At 64.2% G+C, this 18,823-nt stretch carries 11 protein-coding genes; 9 read left to right on the forward strand and 2 right to left on the reverse strand.

The annotated features are described in order from the left end of the window. The first annotated feature begins 129 nt into the window (after window positions 1–129). Window positions 130–2,178, forward strand: a complete 2,049-nt coding sequence (locus N1058_RS08860; protein WP_265517137.1) for an OmpA family protein — start codon at window positions 130–132, stop codon at window positions 2,176–2,178. 158 nt (window positions 2,179–2,336) lie between these two features. Here the strand turns inward: N1058_RS08860 and N1058_RS08865 are convergent, their stop codons facing one another. Both N1058_RS08865 and N1058_RS08870 read right to left on the reverse strand, forming a co-directional pair. Continuing rightward, complete coding sequence (locus N1058_RS08865) at window positions 2,337–5,885, reverse strand: DUF7929 domain-containing protein (RefSeq protein WP_265517138.1); 3,549 nt, start codon at window positions 5,883–5,885, stop codon at window positions 2,337–2,339. Between the two features lie 11 nt (window positions 5,886–5,896). Continuing rightward, window positions 5,897–7,792: an SMP-30/gluconolactonase/LRE family protein gene (locus N1058_RS08870; protein WP_265517167.1), complete on the reverse strand. Its 1,896-nt coding sequence runs from the start codon at window positions 7,790–7,792 to the stop codon at window positions 5,897–5,899. A 539-nt stretch (window positions 7,793–8,331) separates the two neighbouring features. On the opposite strand from N1058_RS08870, the gene N1058_RS08875 reads away from it, so the two are divergent. The 8 genes from N1058_RS08875 to N1058_RS08910 all read left to right on the forward strand — a co-directional run bounded on the left by N1058_RS08875 (window position 8,332) and on the right by N1058_RS08910 (window position 18,632). Then, complete coding sequence (locus N1058_RS08875; protein ID WP_265517139.1) at window positions 8,332–8,904, forward strand: sigma-70 family RNA polymerase sigma factor; 573 nt, start codon at window positions 8,332–8,334, stop codon at window positions 8,902–8,904. Next, window positions 8,901–9,560: a hypothetical protein gene (locus tag N1058_RS08880; RefSeq protein WP_265517140.1), complete on the forward strand. Its 660-nt coding sequence runs from the start codon at window positions 8,901–8,903 to the stop codon at window positions 9,558–9,560. Before N1058_RS08875 ends, N1058_RS08880 begins: the two co-directional genes overlap by 4 nt. Before the next feature lie 2 nt (window positions 9,561–9,562). After that, complete coding sequence (locus N1058_RS08885; protein WP_265517141.1) at window positions 9,563–11,026, forward strand: S8 family serine peptidase; 1,464 nt, start codon at window positions 9,563–9,565, stop codon at window positions 11,024–11,026. Between the two features lie 249 nt (window positions 11,027–11,275). Further along, complete coding sequence (locus tag N1058_RS08890) at window positions 11,276–12,925, forward strand: ABC transporter substrate-binding protein (protein ID WP_265517142.1); 1,650 nt, start codon at window positions 11,276–11,278, stop codon at window positions 12,923–12,925. Window positions 12,926–13,009: 84 nt separating this feature from the next. Continuing rightward, window positions 13,010–14,047, forward strand: a complete 1,038-nt coding sequence (locus N1058_RS08895; protein ID WP_265517143.1) for an ABC transporter permease — start codon at window positions 13,010–13,012, stop codon at window positions 14,045–14,047. Window positions 14,048–14,056: 9 nt separating this feature from the next. After that, window positions 14,057–15,214 carry an ABC transporter permease gene (locus N1058_RS08900; protein ID WP_265517144.1) on the forward strand — a complete coding sequence of 386 codons (1,158 nt, stop codon included), beginning with the start codon at window positions 14,057–14,059 and terminating at the stop codon, window positions 15,212–15,214. Window positions 15,215–15,266: 52 nt separating this feature from the next. Beyond that, window positions 15,267–17,966 (forward strand): dipeptide ABC transporter ATP-binding protein, encoded by a 2,700-nt coding sequence (locus N1058_RS08905; protein WP_265517145.1) that lies wholly within the window; start codon window positions 15,267–15,269, stop codon window positions 17,964–17,966. Between the two features lie 213 nt (window positions 17,967–18,179). Next, the gene (locus N1058_RS08910; RefSeq protein WP_265517146.1) at window positions 18,180–18,632 is read left to right on the forward strand and encodes a peptidase inhibitor family I36 protein; all 453 of its coding nucleotides are present in this window, start codon (window positions 18,180–18,182) and stop codon (window positions 18,630–18,632) included. Window positions 18,633–18,823: the final 191 nt, after the last annotated feature.

Below are 18,823 nucleotides of genomic sequence, written 5' to 3' on the forward strand. Positions count from 1 at the left end.
GGCCGTCAAGGGGCTGTGCCGGCGGCCGAAACGACGAGGCAAGGGAACCAACGGCCTCGCCGCCGATTATCGAGGCCGTAGGGACGTCGCACCGTGGAGCGAAGGACGATGACGAATTCGAGATTGTTTATGGCTGGAACCGCCCTGAGCCTGTTGATGGCAGGGTCGGCGACCGCCGAAGAGCGCGCCGTGGGCGGTCCGGTTACGCCTGACGGCGTGATTATCCTGGCGCAGGCGGAAGAGCCTGCAGGTGAGGGTGGGGAATGCCCGCCCGGAACGGCGCCCACTGGACCTGACGGTGCCTGCGTACCAGCGGTGGAAAAAGAGGGCGAGGAGCCGGCCGCCGAACCTGCTCCCACAGAAGAGCCGCCTTCCGCCGAGGAGAAGCCCCCGGCGGAAACCCAGGAGGCACCGGCCGCTGAAGGTGAGGAAGCCCCTGCCGACGCGCCTGTGGAATCCGAGCCCGCCCCTGTCGAGGAACAGGTCACACCGCCTGTGGATGCGGAGGCCGAACAGCCGGCGGAAACCGAAGAGGCACCGGCCGCTGAAGGTGAGGAAGCCCCTGCCGACGCGCCTGTGGAATCCGAGCCCGCCCCTGTCGAGGAACAGGTCACACCGCCTGCGGATGCGGAGGCCGAACAGCCCGCAGAGACCATGGAGGCACCGGCGGAAACGACGGAAGAACCTACGGTTGAAGGCAGCGAGGAGTTGCCTGCCGATGAGCCAGTGGAAACCCCCGCTACGCAAGAGCCCGCACCCACGGACGAGACCGTGGTCGAACCTACCGGAGAGGCCGAGCAGACCGTCCCGGACGAGGGCGAGGCCGTGGAAGACTGTCCGCCCGGCACGGTTCGTGCAGCCGATGGCGGGGAGTGCGTCGCAGCCGAACCGCCTGCCGAGGAAGAGACGGATGCAGACGCGCCGACGGATGGGGCAGTCGAGGAGGAAGAACCCATCGACGGCGGCACGGCTGCAGAGCCCGGCGCCGAAGACGATACGGCGGTTGAGGGCGAGGCGACGCCATCTGAAGATGCGGCTCCGGTCCTCGACAGCCAGAAGAACGGCGAGGCCGAGCCGGAAGCCACGGTTGAAGGCGAGGAGCAGCCGGTCGAGGACGGGCAGGAAGAACAGGCCACAGAGGAGGCGCCCTCGCCGGAAAGCGATGCGGAAGCCCAGGTAGATCTGGTGGACCCGGAAACGCTGCGTACGGAGATCCGCCAAATGGTGGAACAGGAGGGCGAGCGGATTGAGCTGGGCCAGACGCCGGAAGACACCCGCATGCGCCGACAGGAACTCCTCGGACAGGTGCCGGAGGGGGCTCAGGTGATCGAAGAGTACAACGACAACCGGAAGATCATCCAGTACAACAACAACATCTATATCGAGAGCCCCGATTACGACCGCCTCGTGCGTCGCGACGACCTGGTCTACTACGACGACCTGCGGGGCGATCGCGTGCGCGAGGTTATCGAGCGCCCGGACGGAACGCGCATCATCACCATCCGCAACAGATACGGCGATGTTCTCCGCCGGGTGCGGGTGATGCCGGACGGACGGGAATATGTGCTGGTGTATGTGCCGGAGGATCGCTTCGACAGGGTCGCCCGCTATGAGGATCCGGTAGTCGAGCTCGGCCCGTTGCGGCTCACGATTCCGATAAGCGAGTATGTCCTTGAGGCGCGCCGGGTGGAAAGCGCAGAACGGTACTACGAGTTCCTCGACCAGCCTCCGGTGGAGCAGGTGCAGCGGCTCTATTCGCTCGAAGAAGTGAAGCGTTCGCCCCGGGTCCGCGACATGGTGCGGCGCATCGACCTCGATACCATCGAGTTCGAGTTCGGCTCGGCGCGCATTGAGGAACGTGAGATCCGGGACATCGAATCGCTGGCGACAGCGATGGAGCGGTTGCTGGAGGAGAACCCGGCCGAGACCTTCCTGATCGAAGGTCATACGGATGCAGTCGGTTCCGAAAATGCCAATCTTGCACTCTCGGATCGGCGTGCCGAAGCCGTTGCCCGGGCGCTCACCGATGTCTTTGGCTTGCCGCCTGAGAACCTGGTGACCCAGGGCTATGGCGAGCAGTATCTGAAGATAAATACGCCGGAGCCCGAGCGGGAAAACCGGCGCGTAGCAGTGCGCCGCATTACGCCGCTGGTCTCGCCCGTGGCCGAGCGCCAGTAGCGGTTTCCTGCCCTATTTCCCGGTAGGCTGGCCCGGCCCCGGCTGGGAAGCGCGGGAAGGAGCCCGGCCGGATGTCCCTCCACCGGCCGGGTCTTCTGCAATAAAGGCCAAAGAAAAACCCCGCCGGATATCCGGCGGGGTTCTTGTTGCGGCAAAATCTACTGGATCTGCTGGTTGTTCCGTGGCTGCAGGAGTTGCGGCCGAATCTGCAACTGGGGCCGGTTAAGCTGCGGTATCTGCCGCTGGACCGGAGGACGGGTAACCGTCGGCGGGGTAGTCTGCCGGCAGTTCGGATACTGTCCCGTGGTGCCAGGCGGGCAGCGGCGCTGCACGACCGGGCGGCAGTTGGGGAAAGTTCCCGTTGTGCCCTGCGGGCAGCGCGGCCGCACGATGGGCGCGCAGTTGGGGTAGCGGCCGGTGGTGCCGGGCGGGCATTGCCTCTGCACTTCCGGTCTACGGCAGCGCCCGGCCACGAAGGCGGTTCCGGGCGGGCAGCGATCCTGCACGATCGGCCGGCAGTTCGGATAGCGGCCGGTCGTGCCCTGCGGGCATTCACGCTGGACCTGCGGCTTGACGCAGCGGCCATTCTGCAGGCGCGTTCCGCGAGGGCAGACGCAACGTCCGTCCTGGGTGCGGATCTGGCCCGGCAGCAGCTTGCACTGCGGGTCAGCCTGCGGACGCTGACGCTCGGGCTGCTTGGGCTGAGGGTCCGGCCGGTTGGGACGCGGCGTCGGCACGGGGACCGGCGTCGTCTGAATGTCGCCCACGCACTGCCCGTTGCGGAAGGTGGTGCCTTCCGGGCAGACACAGCGGCCGTCATTGTTCAGGACGAAACCGGGCGAGCACTGTTCCTCCTCCTCGGCCAGGACCGTGAAGTCGTGGCAGTCGAAGGGGCGGGACGAGGCTTCGCCACCCGGCTCGGACAGCGAGCGCGGGCCTTCACGCACGTCTACATCCATGCCGATGACGGCGGCACAGTTACGGCCTTGCGCACCGTTGCCGACCTCACTGGCCAGGTCTGCATCCAGCGGCAGCTCGACCGTGACCTCGTGGCTACGGCTTTCGCCGGGCGCCAGGTCGAGGGTGGTCTCGCAGACGAAGGGCAGTTCCGAAGGCTCCGGCGAGCAGCCGAAGGGCGGGTTCACCGAAACGATGGTCGCCGGCGTGGAGCCGAAACCGTCGACCGTCAAGGCATCGCCAATCCGCATGGGGCCGGAGATGGCGGCTGGCCCGTCATTCGTGATGGTGATCTCGAATGTGCAGGGCTGCCCCAGCAGGCACTGGCTGTCGCCGGTCTTTTCGACCGAGATTCCAGTACCGCCCTCGGCGCAGGCTTCGCCGAACGGGTAGACGATGTCGTCGCCCGGCGCCGGGCCGAAGGAACCGCGCGCGCAGTTCTCGAACCGCTCGTTGGGCGAGACATTGACCGTCACGTCGAAGTGGCGGCTCGTTCCCGGCATCATGACGGCGCCGGGGATTTCGCAGGCCAGCGTTGCGGCCGGAACCGCACCGCAAGTCCATTCCGGCCCGTCCGGCAAGACAGAACCGATCTCGACAGGCGCACCGCCGCCGATCAGCGTCGCCGCATCGTTCACCCGTACCGGGCCCATGGGGGCGGCAGTGCCGGGATTGGACACGGTGATGCGGCATGCGACCGAGCCCGACGAAACCGTCGCTTCGCAGGTCTTCTGTATCCGCAACTGCGGCTCGCCGCCCGGGCGGTCGGGGATCGTCGCCTTGGCGCAGGCCTCATTGTTGGCGAGATTCGTTTCGCCCGTGAGAGCTTCCACCTTGGCGCAGTTCTCCACGATGTTGGACGGGTAGTCCGCCACCACCGCCGTCACCTGGATGTCGGTGGTGGCGCCGGGAGCCAGCACCAGCATCGGATGCTTGCACTCGAACTGGTTGCCGGCCAGCGGCACGCAGGCCCAGGGCGGGGTCGGGCTGAAACTCGCCGAGGCGACGTCGCCCAGCGGGAACGTATCGACCACCGTGATGGGAGCTGCGATGTTGACGGGGCCGGCGTTGTAGATCGTGACCACGTAGGTGCACAGGCCGTCGGGGGTGCATATGGCCGGCTCGGCGCGCTTGCGCACTCCGATGTCGGGTATGTCGCCCTCGGGCGGTGTGCATTCGGGATCGCCGGGCTTGCATATCTTGATCGATGCGCAGGCCTTGTCGTTGGTCGGATCGCCGAACGCATCCTTGCCGCTGGCCGTGTAGTCGTATTCGGCGCAGTTGCGGAGGACGCTTCCGGGCCATGCTGGGCCGGGCTGGAAGCCAAGCTTCAGGTCCACGAACTCGCCCGGGTTGAGGGTGGTTTCGGGATGTTCGCAGGAAGCGGGGCTGGCCATGGGCACGCAGGTCCAGGGCGCGTTGGGGCCGGCGATGATGTCGGCGTGGCCGGGGGCGGTGACTTCGTCCAGCACGATCTTGCCGGTATAGGGTGCGTCGCCGGCATTCGATACGCGGATGGTGAAGTCGCATGGGCCTTCCGGCTCGCACATGGCTTCGTCGGCGCGCTTTTCGACCTTGATGTCGGGCTTGCCTTCCTCGTCCGGGCAATCGAGATCCTCCGGGATTTCGATATCGACGGTCTGCGAGCAACACAGGCCGACGCCCTCGGCAGGACCCGCATAGGTCTCGACGCCGGTCACCACCAGATGGATGGTCTCGCCGGGGAGGGCCCCGATGATTTTCCATTCCAGTGTGCCGCCGCCGGCGGGAACCACCTGCGAAGCCGGATCGATGACGATGCCAGGCGTGGTCGAGGAGACCATGACGACATTGCCCGCAATCTCCGGTCCGACATGCATGCGGTAGATGTAGGCGCCGCCGCCGGGCACGCAATCGACCTCGCCGGTCTCGACCGCGAAGCAGGCCTCTTCCGGGTCACCGCCAGGCGGAGGCGGAGGCGGTTCGCAATCGGTGACGTCGATGGCGATGGTGGTCGGTGCGCCGGTCTTCCAGTCGCCGTCATCAGGGATGGCCGGGTCGTGCGAGGGCATTGTGCCCAGGCCGCCGCCGACATCGGCGCGCTGCAGGGTGATGTTGCCCTGATTGTCGACATTGGTGACGGCCGGGAAGGCGGCCTGGTCGATCTTCGCCTTGATCTCGATAATGGCATAGCGCTCCGTGAGGCTGCCGTCGCCATCGAGATCGGCGGCCGACAAGCGGAAGTCGGCCAGCGACAGGGAATCGTCCGGGGTGGCTGTCGTGCCGACCGTGTGAGCGGGCGCGGCACCGCCGCCCGGTCCTGTTATGTCACCCGATATGTTGACATCGACGATCGCCAGATCGCCAGGCAACTGGTCCTGGAGGTCGAAGCGGACATTGTCGAGCAGTGTTGCCAGTATCGGATGGCCGATCATGGCCGGATCACCGCGCACGCCGAAGCGCAGGCGGTACTGGACATAATCGCAATCGAGCTGCCGGCCTGTCTTCTCGAAGAAGGGGGCGAGCTTTTCACGCTCCGGCGCCGGCTCCAGCGGTTCCAGGGGTTCGAGTTCTATGCGAGGCTCCATGCCTCCGGGATCCTGCGCGTTGGCAGGTGCGATGGTCAGCGGCATGAGCGCTGTGGAGAGCGCCATGCCTGCCGCCATGAGCCAGCGCGGTGCACGCGCGGCCTGGTACAGGGGGTTCATGATCGTCTCCATGACCGGATTTGAACTGCGTTCCCGCGAAGGGGCGAAAGTGAACATGGTCATCTCTCCCTCCCTCACGGCGCACAGGATTCAAGGGGCGTCTCAAGCGGCAGCGTCACCTTGCAGCAAGGGAAGTAGCCGCCCGCCTTGGCATCGGCATCCTTGAAGAAACAAAGGCCGAGGTCGACGGTCTCGCCGGGCAGATGGCCGGTCACGCCAAGCGTGAAGGGCGTCGCCAGGCTTGGAACCGTCTGCTTTGACGGGGAAACGCCAACGCCGGGGGTGAGCGATTTGCTGACCAGCGAATCACCGCCGATGCCGGCGCGGTCATGGACATAAAGGTCGGCCTCGAGACCGGCGGGCGTGCAGAAATATTCCACCACCTCGACCTCGAGACATTGGGGCAGTTCGTCCGTTGGCGGCCATCCGGGCGGCCAGCCGGGCACGGGCAGATCGCCGGGATAGGGCAACGGCTCGTACCAGCCGGCACGGCCTTCGCAAGGACGCCAGACTTCAACGTCGCCGACATGGCCCTTGACTTCCGGATCGGCGAAGAAGCCGTCGAAATCGGCAAACCACGAGCCGAAAGGCGGCTCGTTTTGCGGCCGCACCAGGAAGGAAGTGGTGAGCTGGACGCCGTGGACGGAGAGCGGCCCGCCCTCGATAAGGCGGTCGGCGAATGCCGGATCGTCGCGCAGTTTGTCGCCGGTCTTCACCAGCGTGGCGGCGCAGGCACTGGTGTTGATGAGGCCTTGTGAATCATAGCCGTACTGAAGATCGATGCCGCCGGCCGCCTGCAGGTGCGGCTGGGGGAAACCCACCGCGTAGGTTTGGGGAACCGGGACCCAGATGCTTTCGGTTTCAGGGTCGTCGGGGCTCTCGCGCCAGTAGCGCAGGACCTCGGCCTCGCCGCTGTCGGCAAAGCTGGAATAATCGTAGCGGTTTTCGATCTCGCCGCGCTGGGCCAGATACATGAAGCCCTTGGTGTCGAAGGCGATGTCGGTGACGGGCAGGTCTTCTTCCGCGTCGACCGTCAGCTCCCAGCGCGGATCGCCGGCGAAGGTTCCGTCGCGGGCGATGCCGATGGACCAGATTTCGGCTTCCTCGCCGACGGCGTAGTAGAGCCGACCGCCGTGAACGGCGAGGCCGTAGATGCGGCGCTCCTCCTGGGTATAGCCCCAGGTGCGGGTTTCCTCCGTGTCGAAGGCCGCGCCGCGGATGTCCATGACCGCGCCAACGTCGGCTATCGCGTCCAGCCCGCGCGCGAGCCTTCCGTCGATACCGTGATCGAAGGTGTCGATCAGGTTGCCGTCGATGTCGATGCGATGGACGAGACCGGAATCGAGGTCCGAGGCGAAGAACTGCCTGTGTGAGCGGTCGAAGGCGATATTGCCGATGCCAGGGCCGCTGTTGGTGTCGATGTCGGCGAAGAGCTCTGCCGTTCCGGTCAGCCCGTCGATCTTCCAGATCGAGCCGGGACCGCCGCCGTTCTCGGCGCCGAACTGGCCGTCCATGAAGCGTGCATCGGGCTCGCCGCGCCGCCGTCGCTCGGGCCTGCCGTCCTCGTCCTCGTCCGGTGTGACGATCTGCACACCGTGGAAAGATGTGGCGGCGGCATAGAGGTTGGGCACGATTTCTGGTGTGTCGTCGCGCTTGCCGTCGTCATAGGCAAGACCGAAGACCTGGCCGATCTGACCCGCCATCACCTCGAAGGGCGGCGGCGTGTAGACAAGCTGGCCTTCGGGAGGCCCGCCGAGGAAGGTCATGTCGAAAATGCGCAAGGACGCGCGCCCGACATCGATGAAGGTCTCGTCGACCGGGTCGACACCCGGCAGAAGCCCTTCCTCGAAACCCGGAATGATGGTGCCGGGAAAACCCGTTTCCGCCATGAAGCCCGGCTGGATGATCGCACCTTCCTGGGCGGCGGCGGAAACCGCAAAGCCGAGATTGGCGGCGATCAGCAGCGCCATACTGGCCGCTGTCGACCGAAGCCGGTCGCGTGCAGCGGCGCGAAGCGCCCGTCCCAAGCGTTTGCTCGCGTATCGCCGGTGCGCGCGCATGGCATTCCCCCCGATGCGGTTGGGAGAAACCGCCGAAGAGCCCGCAGTCGGGCAATCGGTTGTTGTGGCTGTAGCGACTTCCCCCGCAACGAGGCCGCTTTCGACCTCGTGTAGACGAAGGGTACGCCCTGGCTTGCGCCGCGTCAACGAATAGGCCTCGCCGACCGTCGATCCCGGCTGCCTTGCGGCCGGTGGACGAGGGCGACGAGGCGAAACCGCTGACCATGCGCGGTCATGGGTTCGTTTCATCTCTTGCTCCTGTGTTTGCGGCGCGCATTGAGTGCGGCCCACGGGAATGGGTGCGGCAGGAAGAGCAAAAGGTTCAGACGCGTCTCTGTCTGGTTTTTCACGAAGGCATGGTTTAGCGTCCGCCGGGGTGGAAAAAATCAATGAACCCTTTTGACCTGTCGCAACACACAGAAGAACGAGCCAAGCGTGCGAAACCCGGAATGAAAGCACAGTCGAACCAGCTTTCGGACCGGGAGCTCGTAGCGCAGGCGGCGCGCGGCGAACGCGCGGCCGTCAGGCTGTTGTTCATGCGACATCATGCGCGGGTCTACCGCTTCGTGATGCGCCAGACAGGATCGGAAACGATGGCTGACGATGTCGCGAATGAAGTGTTTCTGGAGGTGTGGCGCCAAGCCCCGCGCTTCGAGGGGCGGGCGGAGGTGTCGACATGGCTCCTCGGCATCGCCCGCTACAAGGCGCTTTCGGCGCTGAGGCGCCGGCGCGAGCAGGCGCTTGACGAAGGGCAGGCGGAAGCCGTCGAGGACGGCGCTGACACGCCCGAGGTGACGGCGATGAAGGACGACAAGGGCACGGCCCTGCGTCGCTTTATCGACAATTTGCCGGAAGAACACCGGACGGTCATCGATCTTGCCTATTATCATGGCAAGTCGGTGAGCGAGATCGGCGAGATCCTGGCCATACCGGTGGCGACGGTGAAGACGCGCATGTTCTACGCCCGCAAGAAGCTCGGCGAAGCATTGAAGGCCGCCGGTTACGACAGGGGTTGGCCATGAGCACGGAAAAGCTGGACCGGCGCGACGAACTGGAAGCGTTGCTGCCGTTTTATCTGAACGGTACGCTGAGCGACGACGAGCGCGAAGCGGTTGAACGGTGGCTGGCCTCCGACCCGGCGGCGGCGATCGCGCTGGAAGAGGCAGAGGCCGAATACTCCGCGGCCGCCATGGGCAACGAGGCGATCCGGCCTCCCGCGGATGCGCTGTCGCGGCTTTCGGCAGCGCTGGAGCGCGAATCGGGACCGCCGCGTCTTGCCCGCACATCTTGGCTGAAACGGGTGGGCGGCTGGTTTGCAGCGCCATCATCCGGTCTGGCGTGGGGTGCTGCGGCACTGGCCGTCGCGCTGCTTGCGGCGCAAACAGTGTGGATTTCGACCAGGGATGCCAATGATTATTCGGTTGCCGGGAGCGGTGTGGAGCAGGTGCAACTGCCCTTCGTACTGGTCAGCTTCAATGACGAGGCGCCGATTTCGGAAGTGACAGGCGTGCTGCAGTCGCTGCAGCTCGAAATCGATGCGGGGCCGCTGCCCGGCGGCGTATATCGCATCGTTCTTCCGGTCTCCGGTGCGGCCGACTATGACCGACTGGCTGCCGAACTCGAAGCCCAACCGCTGGTGGCGCGCGTTATCGCGGGTGCCCGGCCAAAGGCCGAGTGAACATGAAGCCGTCGGCTTTTCTCCTGGGAACGATTCTTGCCCTGACGGCCGGGCTGGCGTCAGCACAGACGAATGCGCCGGCGGTGACGCGGCCGGTCCCGCAGGATTGCGCCGACGATCAGAGCCGGCCGGGCTGCCGGGGGGCGGAGGAAGATGCGCGGCAGCCGGGGGTCGTCTACCTTCCGCCGCTGCTGGCCGAGCTCTTCGGCAGGTCGCCGGGGAGCGTCGGGCCGGGGGGCGATCTGCCGAAGAGGCCATCGACTCCGCCGGCAAATGACGGCCAGACGAACGACGCATCGTCGGCATCGCCCTCCGATAGCCCGAATGGCGGTTCGCCTACCCAGGCCGGGGCTGCCCCGGCGAATGGTTTCGCGCCCAGCCGGCGCGCGCCGGCGGCGTCAGTGCCGCCCCGAGCCGTTGTCGGCGACCATGTGCCGGACGAGGTGCTGGTGACGATCGACGGCGATGTGGCTGCAGCGGAAGCCATCGCCGCGGCCCTCGGGCTTGAAGTGCGATCCTCGCGCGCCTCGGCATTGCTGGACACGACCGTGGCGCGCTACGGCATCCCGGACGGTCGCCCGGTCGGCGTCGTACTGGCTCAACTCGTCGCCGACGGCAGGACGCTGGGGCAGGCGCCGAATCATATCTACACGCTGGAGCAGGCGGGGCAGCTCGTCCCCTACGCCTTCGAGCGCATCGCGCTGAACGCCGAGCAGGCGAGCGGGGCGGATATCGATATCGCGGTGATCGACACGGCGCTGGACGAGAATCACCCCGCGCTCAAGGAGGCCGTGGCCGGGCTTTTCGATGCCATGCCCGACCGCTTCATCGAGGAGCGCGGCCATGGCACGTCGATTTCCGGGCTGATCGCCGGGGGCGGTCCGTTTCGCGGGCTGGCGACCGGGGCTCGCATCCATCATGCGCGCGCCTTCGAGGGCGGCCGCTCCAGCATGGACGTGCTTCTGTCGGCGTTGGACTGGGCGGTGGCGCAGCAGGTGCGCATAATCAATATGAGCTTCGTCGGGCCGAAGAACCTTCTTTTTGAGGCTGCGTGTCGGGCGGCGCGCGAGCGCGGCATCGTGCTGGTGGCGGCTGCTGGGAACAACGGTCCGCGCGCGCCCTACGGTTATCCCGCCGCCTATGACGGCGTCATCGCCGTGACGGCGACGGATGCGCAGGACATGCTGATGGAGCAGGCCAATCGCGGCCCTTATGTCGAGCTCTCCGCGCCGGGGGTGAAGTTGCTGGCGCCGATACCAGGCGGCGGCATGGATGCGGTGACGGGCACGTCATTCGCGGCTGCTGTCGTCTCGGGCGCCATCGCCAACCTGATGCGTGCAGAAGGGCTCGATGCGGACGAAATCAGCGCGCGGCTGGCGCAGACCGCCATCGATCTGGGGGCGCCGGGGCGCGACGACGACTATGGCTACGGGCTCGTCAACGCGGAGGCGGCGGGCGGGCGATAGGCCGCGTCCGTGTCCTGCTCGCTCAAAACATCGCGGATTCCTTTTCGGCTATCGCTTTTGCGTCAAATCTGTCGCATTCTCTGCTTTCAAGTCGGTCATCTGGCCGCAAACTGCTGTCTGTAATCCGGCATGTCTGTTGGGGCAGGTTTCTTTGACATCGGCGGTTCGATGCTAAATGCTACCCCGGCAGGCAAATGTCATAGGGGCATACAAAACAGGCAACTGGGGCCGGAAATTGGGAGTACGTCGATGAAATTCTTCAAGAGCAACAGCGGAAGCGTGCCGGCACGTATCGCTGATCTGGCCGAGGAGGCCAAATCAGGCGCATTGGATCGCCGCGAATTCCTGGCGCTGGCGAGCGCCTTTGGCGCGACGACGGCGAGCGCCTATGCGATGCTGGGTATGGCTGCGCCAACGCGGGCGGTGGCACAGGAGCCCAAGCGGGGCGGCGTGCTCAAGGTCGCCATGTGGATCAAGGAAAACAAGGATCCGATGACCTCCGACTGGTCGGAGATCGCCAACGCCATGCGCCAGACACTGGAGCCGCTGGTGAAGTACACCCGCGACTTCACTTTCGAGGGCCGGCTTCTGGAAGGCTGGGAGGTCAATGACGACGCCACCGAATATATTCTGAACGTGCGCCAGGGCGTCACCTGGAACAATGGTGACGCATTCACGGCCGACGATGTGATCTACAACATCAACCGCTGGTGCGACCAGTCCGTCGAAGGCAATTCGATGGCCGCGCGCATGTCCTCGCTTATCGATGCGGAGACGAAGAAGGCACGCGAGGGCGCCATCGAGAAGGTGGACGACTTTACGGTAAGGCTGGTCCTGCCGGCTCCGGATATCTCCATCATTGCCGGTTTTGTCGACTATCCGGCCCTGATCGTGCATCCGAGCTTTGATGAGACAGGCCGTGACTTCGTCGCCAATCCGATCGGAACCGGCCCGTTCGAGCTGGTTTCCTACGAGGTGGGCAACCGCGTCGTGCTCAAGCGCCGCGAGAACGGTCAGTGGTGGGGCGGCGAGCCCTATCTCGACGGCATCGAGTTCATCGACTACGGCACGGATCCCTCTACCGTGGTCTCGGCGTTCGAGTCGGGCGAAGTCCATACCAACTACGAGACCAGCGCCGACTTTATCGATATCCTCGACTCCCTCGGCCTGGTGAAGTCGGAAGTGGTGACAGCCGCGACCATCGTCGCCCGTACCAATGTCGGCAACCCGCCCTATGAGGACCAGCGGGTGCGTAAGGCGCTGCAGCTTGCCGTCGATCCCGCCACGGTGCTGGCGCTCGGCTATGGCAATGCCGGGGAGCCCGCGGAGAACCACCATGTATGTCCGATCCATCCCGAGTATGCCGAGTTGGCGCCCTTCGCGCGTGACGTCGAGCGGGCGAAGGCGCTGATGGAAGAGGCCGGCCAGATGGACCATGAGCACGTGCTCATCACGGTTGACGAGGACTGGCACAAGAACACGGGCGACGCCATCGCCGCCCAGATCCGCGAGGCCGGCTTCAAGGTGAAGCGCGAGGTGCTGCCCGGCTCCACCTTCTGGAACGACTGGACGAAATATCCGTGGTCGATGACCAACTGGAACATGCGCCCGCTCGGCATTCAGGTGGTGGCTCTGGCCTATCGCACCGGCGAGGCCTGGAACGAGTCCGCCTATTCCAACGCAGATCTCGATGCGCTGATCGAGAAGGCGCTGACCATGCCGGACGCGGAAGAGCGCCGCACGGTGATGAAGGACATCCAGCAGCACATTCAGGATGCAGGCATCATCATCCAGCCCTACTGGCGCAAGCTCTACAACCACTCAGTGCCGGCGGTGAAGAACCATGGCATGCACCAGACGTTCGAGATCGACCTGCATGAAGTGTGGCTCGACGAGTAGGACGCAGGAGAGGGGCCGGCGACGGCCCCTCTCGCAATGACCAAGAATAAGATAACAAACCCCAAAACGGGGTGAGGGGAAACAGTGCTGAGCTTCATTCTTCGCCGCCTCGGTGTCATGGCGCTGACGATGCTGTGCCTTTCGCTGGTGGTGTTTTTTCTGGTCAATCTGGAGCCGAACCTGAAGAAGCTGGCGATCAGTCAGCTCGACATGCGTTCTTCGGCGGAAGACCTGGAAAGCTGGCTGCAGACGAACGGCTATCGGCAGAATTTCTTCGTGCGCTACGGCCAGTGGCTGGGCGTGATGCCGAAGCAGCCGAATGTCGACCCGGCGACCGGCGTGGCAAGCCCGCGCTTTGCCTTTTGCAACGAGCCCTCCGAGGCGCGCTTTTCCGGTGTGTTGCAGGGCGATTTCGGTTGCTCGACCAAGTTCAAGGTGCCGGTCGCCCAGAAGCTTGTGCCCGCGCTTGGCGCTACCGGCCTGTTGATGTTCTGGGTAATGGCGGTGATGGTGCCGGTCTCGCTCCTCATCGGGGTGCTTGCCGGCATGCGCGAGGGTAGCCGTACCGACAGAACGCTGTCGGTGGCCTCGATCACGACCACGGCGACGCCGGAATATATCTCGGGCGTCATCTTCACCGTCATCTTCGCTTCATGGCTTGGCTGGCTCAACGGCTCGGCCGCCTCCGCCACCAATTCGGGGATAACCTTCTACAATTTCACCCTGCCGGTCATGACCATGGCCATCTACGGGATCGGCTATATCGCGCGCATGACCCGCGCCTCCATGGTGGAGGTCATGACGCAGCAATATATCCGCACCGCCCGGCTGAAGGGCCTGAGCTTCAACGCGGTGGTGCTCAAGCATGCGCTGCGCAATGCGCTGATTGCGCCATTCACCGTGATCATGCTGCAGTTTCCATGGCTTCTGACGGGCGTGGTGATCGTCGAGGTGATGTTCCGCTACCAGGGCTTCGGCTTCACGCTGGTGGAGGCGGCGGGTAATAACGACATCGATCTCCTGCTCGCCTGTTCGCTGGTATCCGTTTTCGTCGTGCTTTCGACGCAGCTTGTATCCGATGTCGGTTACGCGCTGCTCAATCCGCGCATCCGCGTGCAATAGGGGCGGGCCATGGAACTTGAAACCATCGGCGTCTTTGGCATCGTCCTCGGTGTTCTGGCTCGTTTCTGGCCGGTATGGCTGGCGCTCGGCATCATTCTTCTGCTGAGTCTGCGCTACAAGAAGATGCTTGGCCTCTACGGCCACCTGTTCGACAGCAGTGTCGGTGTGGCGGGCGTGATGATCTGCTTCTTCTGGCTGTTCACGGCCATCTTTTCCGACATTATCGCGCCCTTCGACCCGCTGCAGCAGATCGCGATCATGAAGAACGCGCTGCCCGGCAGCATCGATCCAGGCACGGGCCAGACCTTCCTGTTCGGGGGCGACAGGCTGGCACGCGACGTCTTCTCGCGAACGGTCTATGGCAGCCAGATCGTGCTTATCATCGCACCGGCGGCGACGATCTTCGCGCTCATGGTCGGCACGACGCTGGGGTTGCCGGCCGGGTATTATGGTGGTCGGGTGGACAGCATCCTCTCGTTTCTGGCCAATCTCGTGCTGGCATTCCCGGTTATCCTGCTGTTCTACCTTCTGGTGACGCCGGGCATTCGCGAGACCGCCATTCCGCAGTGGCTGGCGGGCTTCTTCTTCATCTTTCCAATCGTGTTTTTCGCGACGCTGTTCTACACGCGCTTTTCGGGTCGTCCGCGATTGCTGGCCGTGCAGCTCGGGCTGACCCTGCTAATAGGCGGGTGGGTGTATCTCGGGCTCGTCTTCAATGCCGATCCGCTGGGTATCATCTCGATCAGCGCCAACCAGCTCAACATCTTCGTGGCGGTGGTGTTCGCCTCCGCGCCCGGCGTTTTCCGCATCGTGCGCGGCCTGGTCATGGACATCAAGACGCGCGACTATGTGGCGGCCGCCCAGACGCGCGGGGAAAGCCCTTGGTACATCATGCTGTGGGAGGTGCTGCCCAATGCACGCGGGCCGCTGATCGTCGATGCCTGCCTGCGGATCGGTTATACGACCATCCTTCTGGGCACGCTTGGCTATTTCGGCCTTGGCCTTGCGCCGGAAAGCCCGGACTGGGGCACCGGTATCAAGGAATCGAGCCGGCTCCTGCGCGCCTATATCCATCCAGCCCTGCCGCCGGTCTTCGCGCTCATGTCATTCGTGCTCGGCCTGAACCTGCTCGCCGACGCCTTGCGCGAACAGTCGCTGAAGGACTGACGGTAACGGACGCGATGCGGGGATGACGATTTAACGGAATGAGAGCTACGCGATGAACGAAGCCATCAAAATCGACCGTGCCCAGGAGGCGGACGAGCCCATTCTGGAGATCGAGAACCTTTCCATCTCGTTTTTCACGCGGGCCGGCGAGATTCCGGCCGTGATGGACTTTTCCTGCAAGGTGATGCCGGGCGAGGCGATGGGCATCGTCGGCGAATCGGGCTGCGGCAAGTCGACTGTGGCGCTCGGCATCATGCGCGATCTTTCGAATGTCGGGAAGATCGTCGGCGGCCGCATCAAGTTCAAGGGCCGGGATATGGCGGATTTGTCGGAGGAGGAGCTTCGGCGCATCCGCGGCAACGAGATCGCCATGATCTACCAGGAACCGATGGCGAGCCTCAATCCGGCCATGAAGGTCGGCCGGCAACTCATGGAGGTACCCCTGCTCCACGACAAGGTTTCAAATGAGGAAGCCTGGAATCGGGCGCTGGAGATGGTGGCCTCGGTGCGCCTGCCGGACCCCGAGCGCATCATGCGCTCCTATCCGCACCAGCTTTCGGGCGGGCAGCAGCAGCGCATCGTTATCGCCATGGCGCTGCTTTCCAAGCCGGCCCTTCTCCTGCTTGACGAGCCGACGACGGCGCTCGACGTGACGGTGGAGGCCGGCATCGTCGAACTGGTCAAAGGGCTCGGCGAGAAATACGGCACGTCGATGATCTTCGTGTCGCACAATCTCGGCCTGATCCTGGAGACCTGCGACCGCATCACGGTCATGTATTCGGGCGAAGCGGTGGAGACGGGGCGTATCGAGGATGTGTTCGACCGCATGCGCCATCCCTATACACAGGGTCTGTTCCGCTCAATCCCGCTGCCTGGCGCCGACAAGAATTCGCGGCCGCTGATTGCCATTCCCGGCCAGCTTCCGCTGCCCCACGAAAGGCCCATGGGCTGCAATTTCGGTCCGCGCTGTCAGCATTTTGTCGAGGGCGTATGCGATGTGGCCGAGATACCGATGGTCACGGTGGGCGGGCATGAAGGGCACCATTCGCGCTGTGTGCGCTTCGACGAGATCGACTGGGAGGCACTGCCGGAGGGGGCGGCAACAGCAAAGGAGCGCGTCGAGCCTGGGAAGCCGATGCTCAAGATCGAGAATCTGAAGAAATATTATCAGGTGACCGCCAATGCGATCTTCGGGGGCTCGGAGACGCGCACCGTCAAGGCCAATGAGCAGATCAGCTTCGAGGCGCGCGAGTCCGAGACCGTGGCGATCGTCGGCGAATCGGGATGCGGGAAGTCGACGCTGGCCAAGGTGCTTCTGGGGTTGGAGACGGCCACCGAGGGCGAGGTCCTGCTCGGCAATGTGCCGATCCATGACGTGCCGGTGGAGGAGCGCGATACGGAGACTGTCGCGGGCATCCAGATGGTGTTCCAGAATCCGTTCGACACGCTCAACCCCAGCCATTCGGTCGGGTCACAGATCATCCGTACTCTGGAAAAGTTCAAGGTGGGCAACACGGTTGCCGAGCGCACGCAGCGCATGCTGGAACTTCTCGACCTTGTGAAGCTTCCGCGCGCTTTCGCGACCCGCATGCCGCGCCAGCTCTCCGGAGGTCAAAAGCAGCGGATCGGCGTGGCCCGCGCCTTCGCCGGCAATGCCAAGGTGGTGGTGGCCGACGAGCCGGTGTCGGCGCTCGATGTCTCAGTGCAGGCGGCGGTGACCGAACTGCTGATGGACATACAGCGCAGGAACAAGACAACGATGCTGTTCATCAGCCACGATTTATCGGTGGTGCGCTATCTCGCCGACCGGGTGGTGGTGATGTATCTGGGCTATATCGTGGAGCAGGGCACGACCGACCAGATCTTCGCGCCTCCCTATCACCCCTATACGGAGGCGCTGCTTTCGGCGATCCCGATTGCCGACACTTCCGTGCGCAAGAAGCATATCGTGCTGGAAGGCGATATCCCGTCGGCCATGAATCCCCCAACCGGGTGCCCTTTCCAGACGCGCTGCGGCTACAAGCACCTGGTGCCGGGGAATCTGTGCGATACGGAAGTGCCGCCGCTGAAGGAGCTGGGCGACGGGCATCGCAGCCTTTGCTGGCTGGAGGACGAGGAACTGGCCAGGATGGAGCCGGTCATCAGCTTCGATGGCAAACCCAAGAGCGCCGGACGTGCGGCCGCGCGTGCGACAGCTGGAGAGGCGACCGCAAGTGGTGGTGCCAACGAACCGAAAACCATAGCCGGAAGCAAGAAAGCCGAGACAAAGGACTCTGGCAAGTCGCTATCGGCCACGCCCGGCAGTTCGTCTCCCAAGGTCGTGCAGGGGGAGGTGGGGAGCGCTCGGCAGGCCGCTTCGATGCGCGTCGACCCAGGGACGACCGGAAAGGACAAACGCGGCGGCGGCAAAGGCAAGGCCGTGCGCGAGCGGGCGGAGAGCCGGCCGGCACAGGTCGCTTCATCCCCTGCGCAAGCGCGGCGGCTGACAGGCGAGGCGCCTGCCGACGGGGTTCGCCCGCCGGCCATGCGCAAGCCGCGCCATCCTGACGATCTCAAGTTGATTTCCGGTGTCGGACCAAAGCTGGAGGCCACGCTGAACGGGCTGGGCATCTACAAGTTCGAGCAGATTGCCAAGTGGAAGAAGGCCGAGCGCGCATGGCTCGACGAGCACCTGCGTTTCAAAGGCCGCATAGAGCGCGACGAGTGGGTGAAGCAGGCCAAGGCGCTGGCCAGAAGGTTTCGGTCTGGCTGACGTCAGGCCGGGGAAATACACCTTACGAGATGCCCGGTTTGAGCGGCGAGGGCATCTGCGACGGTGCCATATCGCCCCCTACCGTTGTCGGCGATAGCCCTGATGCCTGGCGCCATCGCCCTAAAATTTCCTAAATAACGGTGCCATCGAAATTGATTGGCGGCGGCGATGCCTTGTCCACTATGGGTACGTTTTTGTTCAAGGAGTTTTTCAATGATTCGCTTTTATTACAATATGTTGCCTCGATCAGCTCGGATAGCTGCGCTTCTCGCGGGTATTTCTACGGCAGTAGCTGCCTGCCAGGTTGAGACGGTTGAATATCGCGGCTACGGTGGAGACGGTGGTTATAGTGGTTACGGCGGATATGGTGGCGACGGTGGCTATGGCGGGTACGGCGGGTACGGGCGGCCGCAGCGTGCACAGATTTGCTTCTATGAAGATATCAACTATGGCGGCCAGAGCTTCTGTGCTGCACCGGGACAATCGAGCGCGCTTTTGAACGGGTTCTGGAACGACCGCATCTCCTCCATCCGGGTGCAGGGCAGGACTGGGGTGCGCTTGTGCGAGCACAAGAATTTCGGTGGCTGGTGCACGGACTATTCCCGTGACGTTCCCTTTGTAGGAAATGGGCGTAACGACCAGATCTCATCTTTCCAGGTCTATTAATGCCGATTTGGGCAGGCTGCCTATCGCAGCCACGCCCTGCAGCATTATCAATACGGCCGCCTAATCTTACTGTGTCATAAGTTTCGTTAACGATTGATTGCGACAATGGCGATTCGCGCTTCAAATGGAGGGAGCTATGGATCGCCAGGATGGAATCGAAACGAGTGAATCGCGTTTTGCAGCCTATGTCG

It is taken from the genome of Nitratireductor luteus (genome assembly GCF_026162365.1).
Lineage (GTDB): Bacteria > Pseudomonadota > Alphaproteobacteria > Rhizobiales > Rhizobiaceae > Chelativorans > Chelativorans luteus.